Source organism: Bacillus sp. UNC438CL73TsuS30, from assembly GCF_000482325.1.
Taxonomy (GTDB): domain Bacteria; phylum Bacillota; class Bacilli; order Bacillales; family Cytobacillaceae; genus Neobacillus.
Genome location: NZ_KI535295.1, coordinates 311,026 through 324,935, shown reverse-complemented (window position 1 = coordinate 324,935; position 13,910 = coordinate 311,026). Strand labels below are relative to the sequence as shown.

12 protein-coding genes are annotated in these 13,910 nt (G+C 39.3%); 5 read left to right on the top strand and 7 right to left on the bottom strand.

Translation table 11 applies throughout. The annotated features are described in order from the left end of the window. Positions 1–191 precede the first annotated feature (191 nt). Positions 192–1,067 carry an AraC family transcriptional regulator gene (locus M028_RS0115295; protein WP_026574617.1) on the top strand — a complete coding sequence of 292 codons (876 nt, stop codon included), beginning with the start codon at positions 192–194 and terminating at the stop codon, positions 1,065–1,067. Positions 1,068–1,316: 249 nt separating this feature from the next. Here the strand turns inward: M028_RS0115295 and M028_RS0115290 are convergent, their stop codons facing one another. Continuing rightward, a complete protein-coding gene (locus M028_RS0115290; protein ID WP_051591165.1) occupies positions 1,317–2,771 on the bottom strand; it encodes a DHA2 family efflux MFS transporter permease subunit in 1,455 nt (484 codons plus the stop codon). A gap of 276 nt (positions 2,772–3,047) precedes the next feature. On the opposite strand from M028_RS0115290, the gene M028_RS0115285 reads away from it, so the two are divergent. From M028_RS0115285 to M028_RS0115275, 3 genes are all read left to right on the top strand, one after another. Continuing rightward, on the top strand, positions 3,048–3,632 hold the full coding sequence (locus tag M028_RS0115285; protein ID WP_026574615.1) for a TetR/AcrR family transcriptional regulator: 585 nt from the start codon (positions 3,048–3,050) through the stop codon (positions 3,630–3,632). A 342-nt stretch (positions 3,633–3,974) separates the two neighbouring features. Continuing rightward, positions 3,975–4,415 (top strand): hypothetical protein, encoded by a 441-nt coding sequence (locus M028_RS0115280; protein ID WP_026574614.1) that lies wholly within the window; start codon positions 3,975–3,977, stop codon positions 4,413–4,415. A 26-nt stretch (positions 4,416–4,441) separates the two neighbouring features. After that, positions 4,442–4,687: a hypothetical protein gene (locus M028_RS0115275; RefSeq protein WP_026574613.1), complete on the top strand. Its 246-nt coding sequence runs from the start codon at positions 4,442–4,444 to the stop codon at positions 4,685–4,687. 415 nt (positions 4,688–5,102) lie between these two features. On the opposite strand, the gene M028_RS0115260 is transcribed toward M028_RS0115275, so the two are convergent. The 6 genes from M028_RS0115260 to M028_RS0115235 form a co-directional block, all read right to left on the bottom strand. Further along, positions 5,103–5,381, bottom strand: a complete 279-nt coding sequence (locus M028_RS0115260; protein ID WP_051591164.1) for a cytochrome o ubiquinol oxidase subunit IV — start codon at positions 5,379–5,381, stop codon at positions 5,103–5,105. 36 nt (positions 5,382–5,417) lie between these two features. Further along, positions 5,418–6,029, bottom strand: a complete 612-nt coding sequence (locus M028_RS0115255; RefSeq protein ID WP_026574611.1) for a cytochrome (ubi)quinol oxidase subunit III — start codon at positions 6,027–6,029, stop codon at positions 5,418–5,420. A gap of 4 nt (positions 6,030–6,033) precedes the next feature. Then, complete coding sequence (locus tag M028_RS30190) at positions 6,034–8,037, bottom strand: cbb3-type cytochrome c oxidase subunit I (protein ID WP_051591065.1); 2,004 nt, start codon at positions 8,035–8,037, stop codon at positions 6,034–6,036. A 21-nt stretch (positions 8,038–8,058) separates the two neighbouring features. Beyond that, positions 8,059–8,949, bottom strand: a complete 891-nt coding sequence (locus M028_RS30185; RefSeq protein WP_231510821.1) for a ubiquinol oxidase subunit II — start codon at positions 8,947–8,949, stop codon at positions 8,059–8,061. Positions 8,950–9,195: 246 nt separating this feature from the next. Next, positions 9,196–9,657, bottom strand: coding sequence for a hypothetical protein (locus tag M028_RS0115240; RefSeq protein ID WP_155925628.1), 462 nt, complete (start codon positions 9,655–9,657; stop codon positions 9,196–9,198). 289 nt (positions 9,658–9,946) lie between these two features. Beyond that, entirely contained in the window at positions 9,947–10,846 is a 900-nt protein-coding gene (locus M028_RS0115235; protein ID WP_026574609.1) for a LysR family transcriptional regulator, read from the bottom strand. Between the two features lie 162 nt (positions 10,847–11,008). Between M028_RS0115235 and M028_RS0115230 the strand changes: the two genes are divergently transcribed. Further along, positions 11,009–13,900 (top strand): 2-oxoglutarate dehydrogenase E1 component, encoded by a 2,892-nt coding sequence (locus tag M028_RS0115230; protein ID WP_026574608.1) that lies wholly within the window; start codon positions 11,009–11,011, stop codon positions 13,898–13,900. Positions 13,901–13,910 lie beyond the last annotated feature (10 nt).

The following is a 13,910-nucleotide window of genomic DNA, read 5'->3' as shown; positions in this document are numbered from 1 at the left end:
TTTTCAAAAGGCATAGTTGATTGGAAACAACTAGGTTAACAAATTTTGTTAAACCATAAAGTAAAACAGCTGATTGTTGGTATATCTCACCTTTAAAATAAAACTATAATGTTATAATAATTGAATATTAGTTTCAAAAATACTATTATTGAATACAAAAATATAACAATATTGAGGTGATAGCTATGCAAATGAAAAACTTCATGATTGATGGAAGTTTAAAAGAACTAACCAAACACCATACAGTCGTTATGCCAATTGCATGTTATAAAACCACCATTAATCAAAATATACATGGCTATATTCCACTTCATTGGCATGACGAAATTCAATTTGTGTTGATTGTAAAAGGGGAAGCGGTTTTCCAAGTAAATGAAGATTGTATAGTGGTTCGAGAAGGTGATGGACTTTTTATTAATAGTGGATGCCTGCACCTGGCACAGGATAAAGAGCTGTCGGGTTGTGTCTATATTTGCTTAAATGTTTCTCCTTATTTTGTATTATCACAAGAACTCTATACCACATATGTAAAACCCTATGTTCAAGCGACCAATTTACCTTACTTGTATGTAAATGCAAATGAGCTTTGGGGGAAAAGCATTTTAGATGCCATTTTAGAAATTTATCACTGTATTGAACAAAAGCAACAATACTATGAAATCGATATAACGATGAAACTATCATTAATTTGGAAAAACTTAATCGATAATGGTTTTAAGCTGGAATATGTTCAGACAGAAATAGTAAAGAGTCAAAGAATGAAGCAAATGTTAAGTTGGATCCATGAGCATTATGCAGAAAAAGTTTTATTAGAGGATATTGCCAGGGCTGGTCAGCTGAGCCGTTCAGAATGCTGTCGTTATTTCAGGAGGTTTTTAAAATGTACACCATTAAATTATGTTATAGATTATCGTATTCAAAAGAGCTTATTTCTACTGCAGCAAGGTGATTCTAATATTACTGAAGTTGCTTATCAAGTTGGTTTTAATAGTACAAGCTATTTTATTGATAAATTCAGAAATTCCATGAATATGACTCCATTAGCATACAAAAAAGAAAATGCATAATAACGAGCTAGGTTCAACTACTAAAATGTACATGATTACCACGGTCCAAAATAGGGAAAAAACCTTTGAATTTTTAAAGAACACTCATGGAATCGAATCAATATGTATGACCTGGAGATTTTCAGCTATTGATTGAACACCGAGAACAAGTTAATCAAAAAGACAGTATCAAATCCACAATATGTTAGGATTAGATACTGTCTTTTACATTCTTTACAACCAATGCAACACATGCAAACAAAATTAACATTAGTTTGTACTTAACGTTTTTGTTGCAGCCTTTTCCAAACTTTCTTTAAATTCTAAATCGGATGCTTGTTTTACCTTTTTAATAAATAAGGATAGAAGTAATCCGACGACGCCAATCCCAATAATAACGAGGTATGCATCATTAATACCCTGTATGGTGGCTTCATTAATAACCTGTGCTTGATTTAGGCCCTTAGATGCTGCTGAAGGAATCATATCCTGCAGATGTGTTTTTGTCCGGTCAGACATAACAGTAACGAGAAGCGAAGTCCCGACAGCTCCTGCCACTTGTCGAACGGTATTGCTTATGGCTGTTCCGTGAGCATTTAATTGCTGGGGCAGTTGGTTCAAACCGGCGGTCTGTAACGGCATCATCATCAAGGCCATTCCAATTCGACGCCCCGTTGACATAAGAACCAAATACAGATAACTTGTCGTGTCCGTCAAGTTGGTAAAGCCCATTGTTGTGGCAATGGTAATAATCATTCCAATAACAGTTAGCCATTTTGCACCAAAGCGATCGAACAGCTTACCTGTAACCGGCATAAGGAATCCCATGATTAGCGCTCCTGGAAGTAGAAGCAGACCCGACTCAATTGCTGTATAACCGCGGACGTTCTGAAGGTAAAGTGGAAGTAGCATCATATCTGCATACATAACCATAGTAACCGCAATATTAATAATTGTTGTTAAGGAAAACATATTGTACTTAAACGAACGTAAGTCAAGAAGTGGATTCTGCGATTTCAACTGTTTCCATGAAAAGAGTCCAAGGGCAATGATACCCACCACTATTGTACTAAGTACCTCCATGTCTGACCATCCAAGGCTCCCAGCTCGGCTGAAACCATATAGCAAGGCACCAAAACCAATGGTGGAGAGTACGACACTTAGGATATCAAGTTTTGTCTTGATTGGCTCAGATAAATTTCGGAGATAAATGAATCCCAGACCAATGACTATGACAGCAAATGGAATCATACCGTAAAACATGGTTTCCCATTTGTAGTGTTCAATAATATAGCCAGCAATAGTAGGTCCAATGGCTGGTGCAAATATGATGGCAAGCCCGACCATACCCATGGCAGCTCCTCTTTTTTCAGGAGGAAAGATGGTAAGAATGACGTTGGTTAGCAACGGCATAATGATTCCTGCTCCAGCCGCCTGTATCATGCGTCCGGTCAATAGTAAAGGAAATCCAGATGCTAATGCTGAAACAATGGTTCCTGCTAAAAATACGAACATGGAAGCTTGAAAGAGTTGACGTGTGGAAAACCGCTGCATTAAGTAGGCGGTAATGGGAATCAAGACACCATTTATAAGCATGTAACCCGTAGTTAACCACTGGGCAGTTGCTGCTGTTATTTTGAATTCAACCATTAACTCAGGAGTAGCCACGCTCATGAGTGTTTGGTTTAAAGTTGCAAGAAAAGCCCCTAAGATCATTATGAACATAATAGGTCCTTTTTTTAACGAAGTTGTGACGCTTTTTGGATGACTGTTCAATATTCCCCTATCCTTTCTAAAATCACTGTAGACTTTATTTACAATGTGTTTAATAATTAACATTGTATAAATTACTTTATAATGAGATGGTTGATCTGACAACAGACAATTTATTACGATGTGTAAATTAGTTATCATTTATTTCATTTTTGTTGTGTAAGGCGCAAATAATAGACAGAACTTAAATTATTGTAAATTTCCATCCAGTATGAAAGGTGAATAGAGATGACAGACCAGGAAAAACCACGAAGAGATCCTCGTATCCTTCGCACACGTCAGTTAATTAAGGAAGCATTAATAGATTTACTACAAGAGGTCGATATCAATAAAATAACGGTTAATCGGATTGCTGAACGCGCAACCATTAACCGTGTGACGTTTTACCTTCATTATAAAGATATTCCGGACATGCTAGGGAAGATGGCACAGGAAATGGCTGAGGATATTGAAGCGATAATGGGGAGTACAAGAGGTGACCAAAATTCTGATAAAAACATCGACTTTGTCAAGCTAGAAACCTTGCTTGAGTATATTGCAAAGAATGACAAATTTTATAAAGTAGTTCTTAATTCCAGACGATCCCCCATCTTTACAGAGCGCTTGTTAACTATTCTCACGAAAGCAATAACTGAGAAAACGGCTAACAACAAATTGGAAACTAGTAAGGACATTCCAAGAGATATTGCTATTTGGTACGGTTCATCAGCTTTAATAGGTACAATTGTAGCTTGGTTGCGTAACGATATGCCTTATACACCGCAATTTCTGGCTAAGCAGTTATCTAGACTTTTTCGACTGGGTAAGGAGTAAGTGATAGGTAAATGCCAAATATTTGTTAAAAAGCATGGCTATGTCTTTTGTAAACATCGCCATGTTTTTTTATTTCATTCTTAAAACAGCTTTAGTTTTAGGCTCTGATCTAAGCTAGACAATACGCCTTTCTTCGTGTTCATTCCCCGTTTTAAAAAATCCTATCTACAAAAATTAAAGCACATCTTCTTGTTCCGTTAATTAACTCGGCTTTGTTTTAATCCAAACACTTTTCTTTGACCGCCTCTTTCCATAAAGTTTGTGCAACTCTCCTTCGGTATATTAAAAAAATTATTTAATGGGAATATTATTAAACAGGACTTTTAAAAAAGGGGTTAAAGAATGCGAAAAGAAATATTTATGGTGATGATGGGAACACTAACAGCAATAGGTCTTGCAGGTTGTGGAGATTCACAAAACAGAAGTATGAACGAGATTCAAACACAAAAAATTAGTTATTCCCAACGCTCCTTAACTGCGCCCTTTTCAGACTTGCTATATGGATTCTCTGCTATTGAGAAGTATGTCGCAAAAGGAGATTATGATAACGCCACAACTCTTTCACGAAACCTTTACGATGAATTTCACGACGCCATTTTGCCTCCATTAACAGTAAAAAAAGGCAAAACCTATGCAGACAATGTGGACAGAAAATTTGATGAGCTAACCGAGGCCATTTCTAACAAGGATCAATCCAAAATTCCAAATCTCATTAAGGAAAATCGGAAAAACCTCAAAACAATTGCTCCCATTTTGGGTGTTTCCATCATTTCAACACAATAATCTTAATTTGTAATGGAGGCAATTATATGCGAAGATTAACCCTTAAATTGACAATCGTAGAAGTAGCCATCGGAATTCTGTTTTTGCTTTATGAATTTCTCACTGGACATCCATGGACAGTCGATGGTGTTCCATGGACAATGGATGAAAATTTTCACTTTAACATCGCACTAGGCTTTTTTGTTGGTGCGGGATTCACTTTTATTATGGGGGCCATTTTTGGCTCGACCCAAAGCAGAGATCGTTCGTACAAACCTAAAAATAATACCTGAAGGACACCTCTCCTTTACTTACCGATAACAGCCATTGGAAGCTGGTTTCTTCAACTATCGCAGAGTAGAAAGGTGGTAAAAATGGATCCGTATTATTATTATACCGTTACCTATGTCGGATTATTTGCTGCAGCATTAGGCATCTCCTCCTTTATGTTTTATCGGTTGATGAATGAATAATACACATTCCTATAAAAGTGCAAGGGCTTGGCTTATTGCGCTAGACAGTTCTCGAAGTCGAAAACTTTCATAATCCACAAAAAATGACTATCCCGGAAGATAGTCATTTTTTTCATGCAGGTTATTCTTTCATTGATTTCGTAAACATAACGGTAATGAAAATAAGTGTCACAGCAAACAAACCACATATGATATAAAGCCCGTAACTATCCATCTTTTCACTCCTATCCTGCCATTATTGAACAACATAATTAAATGACATCACCCACATAGATCCAATTACAATGGTCAAAACGAAAATAATCCCTAAAATGAGTGCGGCTGCATTGTATCTTGGTGCTTCACCATCACGAATATGCATGAAGAAGAAAAGCTGGATGACAAATTGCAAAACAGCTGCAATCAAAATACTGGTCATAAGCGCTGTTTTCCCCATCAAATGGTTTAATACGAGAAAAAGCGGGATGATCGTCAAAATAATCGATAAAAGAAAACCGATAACGTACGCTTTCATTGATCCGGTATGTTCAGCGTGTTCATGAGCGGACAATTACATCACCCCCATTAAATAAACAACGGTAAAGATGAAAATCCAAACAGCATCCAAAAAATGCCAATACAAACTAATGATTGAAATTTTCCGTGTCGTAACGGGTGTAATCCCTCTTTTGGCAATCTGAAACAGCAGCCCAATCATCCATAGAATCCCAAACGAAACGTGAACACCATGGGTTCCCACAAGGGAGAAGAAGGATGTAAGAAACGCACTTTTGGTAAGGGTGGCTCCTTCAGCAGCCATGGTGACAAATTCATTGATTTCAAGGGCCACGAACGTTGCCCCTAATACTGCGGTTACAATCAGCCAGCCAATTAACGCCATTTTCTTACCTTTATGCATGGCTAAGACCGCAATACCGCTTGTAAAGGAACTGACTAACAAGATGAAAGTTTCGTAAATAAAGCCGGGAATATCGAAATCCTTTGCTGTAAATCCGCCATTTGTATGGGTATGTAAAACAGCGTAAGCAGCGAAAAATGTCGCGAATAAGAGACAATCGGTTACAAGAAAAATCCAAAATCCTAAAACCTTTAATTCCTCCTGGTCTGCATGGCCATGGTCGGTACCATGGCCTGACATATGAGCAGTCAAGCTCTGTGACATATAACTACCTCCCAAAAGTTTCTCCAGTTGGAACACCGACGGAATGGTTATGACTCCTTAACGCTTTTTCCGTTTGTTCAATCTCTTCCACTGGAATGTAAAAATCCGTATCATATTGGAATGAACGTGCATATAAAGTGGATGCGACACCGATTAATCCGATGACGCCCATCCACATCCATTCGAACGTAAAGCCAAATCCGGCAATAAAGAAGAAGCACGACATGATAAAAGGAATACCGGAATTTTTCGGCATATGAATTGGCTCATATTTTGGTTTTTCTTCTTTGTATCCTTCTTGCCGCATTTCCTCTTTTTTGTACCACCAGGCGTCTACTCCCTTTACTTCAGGGATGATGGCAAAGTTGTAAGCAGGAGCCGGTGACGGAATCGACCATTCCAATGTCCGGCCGTCCCAGGCATCTCCGGTTACATCACGTTTACCATATTTAACGCTGTAAAGTATTTGCCACACTTGAATAACGAATGCAATTCCCATCAGGAATGCGCCAATCGAAGAGATGAAGTTGAGCGGGGCCCAGCCCATATCCCAACCGGCAGCCTGATTATACGTGTAAATCCTTCGTGTCATGCCCATAAAGCCAAGAGCATATTGCGGCATGAAACATACATAGAAACCGATTTGCCACAACCAGAAACCCCATTTTCCCAGCGTTTCATTTAATTCAAAGCCAAATATTTTCGGGAACCAATAGTACATACCTGCCAGGTAGCCGAACACAACACCGCCGATTAACACTTGGTGGAAGTGGGCAATTAAAAAGTAACTATTGTGATATTGATAGTCTGCAGGTGCAGCTGCCAACATTACCCCCGTTGCACCGCCGACAAGAAAACAGGGTACAAACGCAAACATCCAAAGCATCGGCTGTGAAAACTGGACACGGCCGCGGTACATAGTAAACAGCCAGTTGAATATTTTCACCCCTGTTGGAATCGCGATAATCATCGTACAAATGGCAAAGACGATATTAACGTCTACACCCGCGCCCATCGTAAAGAAGTGATGAACCCATGTGTAATAAGAAACGATGGCTATCGCAATCATGGAATAAACCATGGAGCTGTAGCCAAAGGTTCGTTTTTTAGAGAATGTGGCAACAATCTCCGAGTATACCCCGAAAGCAGGCAGGACAACGATATACACTTCAGGGTGGCCCCACATCCAAATCAAGTTGACATACATCATCGGGTTACCGCCGGCCGTCATCGTAAAGAAGTGCCCTCCAAGTAAACGGTCGATCGTTAACATGGCTAATGTGACAGTAAGAATCGGGAAAACACCTAAAATGGCAATCGAGGATGCTAACACGGACCATGTAAATAAAGGCATATCCCTTAACCGCATCGTGGGAGCCCGCATTTTTAAAATAGTGACGACAAAATTAATCCCTGTGGCCAGACTTCCGATACCGGAAATTTGAATTCCCCAAATCCAGAAGTTTTGCCCGGGACCCGGACTGAACATGGTTTCCGATAAAGGCGGATACGATAACCATCCTGAACTTGCCGAACCGCCAATCACAAACGAGATATTAAAGAGCATGGCGCCAATAAAGAATAGCCAAAAGCTGACAGCATTTAAAAAGGGATAAGCGACGTCGCGGGCACCAATTTGCAATGGAACGACGATATTAAATAAGGCAAACATAAAAGGCATGGCCATAAATAAAATCATGATTGTCCCATGTGTTGTGAATATTTCATTATAGTGATCAGAGGCTAAAAATTTACTATCCGGCACTGCCAGCTGAATCCGCATTAAAATAGCATCCACGCCGCCGCGGAAGAGCATAAGCAGCGCAGATAAAAGATACATAATCCCGATTTTTTTATGGTCAACCGTTGTGATCCATTCTCTCCAAAGCCAGCCCCATTTTTTAAAATAGGTAAGCGAGAAGATAATCGCTACGATAGCCAAAATGATGGAGACATCCGCACCGTAAATCATCGGATCGCCGGTCACAAAAAAATGCGATGTATTCATGGAAATCTTTCCTCCTGTTTACTATTTCTTTGGCATGATCGTGTCTTCACCATAATTGTGCATATGATGATGAAGGGTTCCGCCATTTTTGTTCACGATGTTTTCGTATAATTTGTTCGGATAGGAAGAATAACTTAATTCTTTCACATTGCCTGGTTGGGACAATTCCTGATACCCGGCGTTTGTAAGAACAGGAGAATTTTTTTTCAAACCGGCTGCCCAAGTATTGAAATCCGCTTGACTTACAGCTTTGACCCTAAATTGCATATGGGCAAATCCTGTTCCGGTAAAATTGGCCCCGCTTCCGAAATATTCCCCTATTTTGTTCGCCTGAAGCCACAATCCCATTGACATGCCAGGCATCGTATATTCTTGTCCTCCAAGCTGCGGTACCCAGAATGAATTCATCGGCGCATCGGAGGTTAAAACAAATTGAACTGGAACCCCTGCAGGAATGACAGCATAATTGACAGTCGCAACCTTTTTATCGGGGTAGGTGAACAGCCATTTCCAATCCAATGATGTGACTTGGACAACAATCGGTTTCACATCTGTAACCGGGGGTTTCGATACTTTAATGGCTGTTTTAGCTGTGTAAATCCCAAGAATAGCCACAATCACAACAGGAATTCCCCACCATACGATTTCCAACACTTTGCTGTCGGCCCATTCAGGTTGATAGGGTGCAGTGTTTCCAGGCCTATCTTTATAACGAATAATGATGTAAACAAAGATTACCATGACTGGAATGATTACAATTGCACATAAAATGACAGAGATTACAATCAAGTCTAACTCTGTTTGGCCGACTGGTCCTTTTGGGTCAAGAACAATGTATTTACTTTTGTCACAACCAGCCAGAAGCAATGTGCCCAACAAACCCAAGATCGAATATTGACTCCATGTTCTCACTTTCATTTCCCCTTCGATTTTGTTGTGTTATTTAACTTAAACATTTTGTGAATAGTTAATAGAGTACCCAACTCTGATTGCATAATTCCAAAACATGGTTTCGGGTTAAAATAGTGACAAAATGTCCACCCTTCCCCACATCAGTCGAAAGGATAAAAGGAATCAACACCAATACCATAAGAAATAGCCCTATCCGATCATTGTCAGATAGGGCTTGTTTTTTTATGACACTTCGAATAATGAAAGTTAAAACTTAAGTTGATCGATGTCTTCTGGATGATCATTATGTTCAAGGGCCTTTTTTAAACGTTTTATTCGTTTTTGGGATTGTATAAAACTAATGAAGCAAAGAATCGACATAGGGGCACAGTACCAAACAAAGACAAATCCTCCATTGTAATAAAAAGGAATATAGGCAATAGATACCCCAAATAATACAATCGATAACATTAAATAAATACCAATGCAGCGATGATAAAAGGTATAGTGAGTAAAGGTTGTGATTCCATTTTTCATGAATTCATGTAAATTTTTATCGGTTTGATAAAACAGAAATAAAGAGATAAGCAGTAAAAATGCATAGATAGGAAGGGAATAAAGATAAAGGGACACGCCTAATATACAGAAGTAGAAACTCAAAAAGAAGACAACCCCTGAAAAAAATAAGGGCATTAGAAATTTATATACGTTCTCATCTAATGGCTTCACACGATTCCCCCTCGAATTTTTAATTAAACCCTTTTCTGCAGCACGAACTAAAAACGAAATGTAAGTCCCCCTTTTTATGGCAATCTTTATTGATAATCCATATGCGAAAAAAATCCTTTTCATTCCCCAATTTGTACAAGCAGTTGGTTAGCCGATGGGCATGTGGTGGTACCCCAATGAAAGAAAAAACAAGCAGCTAAAAAAAGGTGCTTGTTTTAAGGAAAATATTTAATTGCTGTACTGATACTTTTTTCAGTTTATACCTTCTACGATGCATTTTATAGCACTTTTATTTTGTCTTTGCACTAGAACATTGCCAATCATGATTTTCTATAAAATGTACGAATGCCTTAACGACATTCCATTCTAAGGATTCCTTATGATAATACATCCACGTTCTTCGCAATATAGGATTTCCTTCTTGATCCGTTAATTGGACTTTAGATAAGTCTTCTATCCCGCTAAGTACCCTGCTGGAAAGGATACCGTATCCTAAACCATTTATAACCATTTCCCTACACGTATCAACTTGGTCGACTTCTATACTGACAAAAGGCGCTTGCGCATAATTTTCAGCCCACCAATGATCAATTACTGATTTTAATAAGTAATCCCCTCTATATTCAATTCTAGGGAGCCGAGGAAGATCCATAATTTCAAACTCATCCTTTGAAGCAACGCAAATAGTTTCTTCAAATAACTGATGTTTCGATAATCCCCTCCATCCATAGTCTCCCCGAACAAAACTGATATGAACATCCTTACTGTGTATAAGTTGGGTTACGTCTCTGCTCCATCCCGTAATCACCTTGAACTCCACATGGGGATATTGCCTTTTAAATAGTTTCAATATATGAGGAAGTTCATAATTCGCGAAAAAATTGGATACCCCCAATCTCAACGTACCTACCACTTTATTACTTTCGCTATTACTCATATTTTGAGCATTTTCTTTTATTTTTTGATAATGAGCAAGGGCCTCCTCAGCACTTTGGACAAGATATTCTCCTTGTGGGGTAAAATGCACTCCACGCCTTTCACGAGTTACGATTTTAACCCCAAGTTCTTCCTCCATATGCTTTAACCGACTAGTTAAAGCAGGTTGAGTAATAAATAATAATCGAGCTGTTTTTGTAAGATTTTTTTGATTATAAAGTTCCTTGAGTATTTCCCAATCACGGTAATCCATTATCCCACCTAGTAATCTGCTATAAATATTTTTTATAAACTAATATAATTTTTTGAAATTTTATTTAAATTCATTATTGCATTATCCTAATCCTTAATCAATTGTTAATTACTTCTTTAAATCTCATAAAACATAAAAAACTCAATCATGGGGGTATTTTTAATGGGAGAACAGAAAATTCAGCCAAATCCATGGGGGAAATTTAATGGTCCAAACCTTGGCTATGTGATAGGACAATATGAGCTGTATATAAACGGGGGAGATACCGTTGATTCAAACTTAAAAGAGCTGTTTATTAAATATGGATCACCGTCTCTTGAAACAAGTCAAATGAAAGAGAGCGTCGAACATGAATCTGTTGTTCCTAGTAAAACAGCGAGTATAGAGAAAGTTATGAAAATCGTAAAACTACTAGAAGACATTCGTTCACATGGACATCTAGTAGCAAACATCAACCCATTAGAGGTGAATGAACAAAATCATAATTTATTTCATCCAGAAAAATATGGGCTAAGTGACCAAGATTTGAAAGAGATTCCTGCTAAGCTTGTTTGGGAAGAGGCACCTGAAGGCGTTCAAACCGCATGGGATGCTATAACCCAACTAAAAAATATTTATACATCTTCACTAGCCTACGAATTTAACCATGTTGATCATATGGACGAAAAAGCATGGTTAACTCACATAGTAGAAACAGGTCCCTTGCATCGCTCCTTATCTAAAAAAGAACAAACAAACCTGTTAAAAAGTTTGACAGAGGTCGAAGGATTTGAACAATTTTTACATAAAACCTTTGTCGGTCAAAAGAGGTTTTCTATTGAAGGTGTAGACATGCTTGTACCTATGTTGAATGAAGTGGTGTACGAAGGTGTAGGCGATGAAGCCCGCAATGTCTTGATTGGAATGGCGCATCGCGGTCGCTTAAGTGTCCTGACTCATGTGTTAAACAAACCATACAACAAGATTTTCTCAGAGTTCCAGCACTCGTCCGCCAAACAACAGGGACCGTCGGAAGATTTAGTCGACATTAGTGAGGGTTGGACAGGAGATGTGAAATACCATTTAGGCCGCAATCGATTTGTGGAGGGTTCCGGTAATGTTCGCACACGTATCACCTTAGCAAATAATCCAAGTCATCTTGAATTTGTCGATCCGGTTGTAGAAGGGTTTACAAGAGCAGCACAAGAAGAACGACAAAAAGCAGGATATCCTAAGCGGGATGTTAAGAAAGCGCTCGCGATACTGGTACATGGTGATGCTGCCTTTCCGGGCCAGGGCATTGTAGCAGAAACCCTGAATTTAGGTGGATTAAAAGGATATCGAACCGGAGGAACCATTCATATCATTGCGAACAACATGGTCGGATTTACGACAGATAGTCATGATTCTCGTTTTACGAGATACGCGAGTGACTTGGCAAAAGGCTTTGAAATCCCGATTGTGCATGTAAATGCTGATGATCCGGAAGCTTGTCTGGCAGCTGTTCGTCTTGCATATAAATACCGTGCTCGATTCCAAAAGGATTTTTTGATTGATTTAGTCGGTTACCGACGTTTTGGCCACAATGAAATGGACGATCCAGCGGTCACCCAGCCGCAGGTGTACAAAAAAATCGCGAGCCATCCAACGGTAAGAGCATTGTATTCCGAACAGTTGCGAATTAAAGGCATTCTCGATCAAAAAGAGGTCGAAGAAATCAATCACACCGTGCAAGAAATGCTTCAAGCCGAGTATGACAAAGCGTCAAAGAGGAAACAAGATGAGCCATCTGCTGATGTAGAGGTTCCGGGAGTTATCGCTAAAGGAATTCCACTATTAGAGACAGGTGTGTTGCTTGATACCCTTCGTGAATTAAATACGGAATTGCTGAAATGGCCGGAAGGTTTTCAAGTTTATCCAAAATTGAAGCGGATACTGGAGCGCCGTGAAACAGCACTGAATGAAAACGGGAAAGTAGATTGGGCGGTTGCAGAATCGCTGGCATTCGCGACAATGTTAACGGAAGGCACACCCATCCGTCTAACGGGACAAGATTCTGAGCGTGGAACGTACGCTCATCGTCACATTGTGTTGCATGACATTGAAACAAACAGAACTTATTCACCCTTGCAACATCTGACACAAGCACGAGCTTCGTTTGCAGTTCATAATAGCCCGCTGTCAGAAGCGGCTGTCGTAGGTTTTGAATATGGCTATAACGTATTCGCCCCTGAAACACTTGTAATATGGGAAGCACAATACGGTGACTTTGCTAACACAGCACAGCCTCTCTTTGATCAATTTGTTTCATCAGCAAGAGCAAAATGGGGGCAAAAATCAGGGCTTATCCTTTTGTTGCCTCACGGTTATGAAGGCCAAGGGCCCGAGCACTCTAGTGCCCGTATTGAACGCTTTTTACAGTTAGCAGCAGAAAACAACTGGACGGTAGCAAACTTAACAAGTTCTGGCCAATACTTTCATATTTTGCGCCGTCAGGCATCCATCTTAGGAACAGAGTTTGTTCGACCATTAGTCATTATGACTCCAAAAAGTCTGCTTCGTCACCCGCTGGTCGCTTCTCCTGGTACTGATTTAAGCAAAGGCAGTTTCCAAACGGTTGTGGAACAGTTTCAACTCGGAAAAAGGACAGAAAAAGTAAAGCGATTAGTGTTAACTACGGGAAAGATGGCTATCGATCTAGCTGTAGAAATTAACTCAAGTAAAGAAAATCGAAACTTGGATGGGTTACACATCGTTCGCATCGAACAATTGTATCCATTTCCGAAGGAAAAAATAGAAGAAATCATAAAGCGCTATCCGAACTTACAGGAAATCATTTGGGTACAGGAAGAACCAAAGAATATGGGCGCTTGGCATTATATTGCCCCTACCCTTTTTGATCTTACTTCCGACAGACTGAAATTCGGTTACATTGGACGACCGGAACGTTCAAGCACTGCAGTCGGTGAGTCAATCGTTCATAAGAAGGAACAAGATCTCATCATCCAACAAGCTTTGAACTATAAGAGTCTAGTAGATACAAAGAAACAAGAAAGAGAGTTAATTAGAAGCTAACAATCATTAT

Excerpts from the sequence above, each read along its gene's own strand:
- M028_RS0115295 (WP_026574617.1), top strand. The coding sequence starts at position 192 with ATGAAAAACTTCATGATTGATGGAAGTTTAAAAGAACTAACCAAACAC.
- M028_RS0115290 (WP_051591165.1), bottom strand. The coding sequence starts at position 2,771 with ATGTTCATAATGATCTTAGGGGCTTTTCTTGCAACTTTAAACCAAACA.
- M028_RS0115285 (WP_026574615.1), top strand. The coding sequence starts at position 3,048 with ATGACAGACCAGGAAAAACCACGAAGAGATCCTCGTATCCTTCGCACA.
- M028_RS0115280 (WP_026574614.1), top strand. The coding sequence starts at position 3,975 with ATGCGAAAAGAAATATTTATGGTGATGATGGGAACACTAACAGCAATA.
- M028_RS0115275 (WP_026574613.1), top strand. The coding sequence starts at position 4,442 with ATGCGAAGATTAACCCTTAAATTGACAATCGTAGAAGTAGCCATCGGA.
- M028_RS0115260 (WP_051591164.1), bottom strand. The coding sequence starts at position 5,381 with ATGAAAGCGTACGTTATCGGTTTTCTTTTATCGATTATTTTGACGATC.
- M028_RS0115255 (WP_026574611.1), bottom strand. The coding sequence starts at position 6,029 with ATGTCACAGAGCTTGACTGCTCATATGTCAGGCCATGGTACCGACCAT.
- M028_RS30190 (WP_051591065.1), bottom strand. The coding sequence starts at position 8,037 with ATGAATACATCGCATTTTTTTGTGACCGGCGATCCGATGATTTACGGT.
- M028_RS0115235 (WP_026574609.1), bottom strand. The coding sequence starts at position 10,846 with ATGGATTACCGTGATTGGGAAATACTCAAGGAACTTTATAATCAAAAA.
- M028_RS0115230 (WP_026574608.1), top strand. The coding sequence starts at position 11,009 with ATGGGAGAACAGAAAATTCAGCCAAATCCATGGGGGAAATTTAATGGT.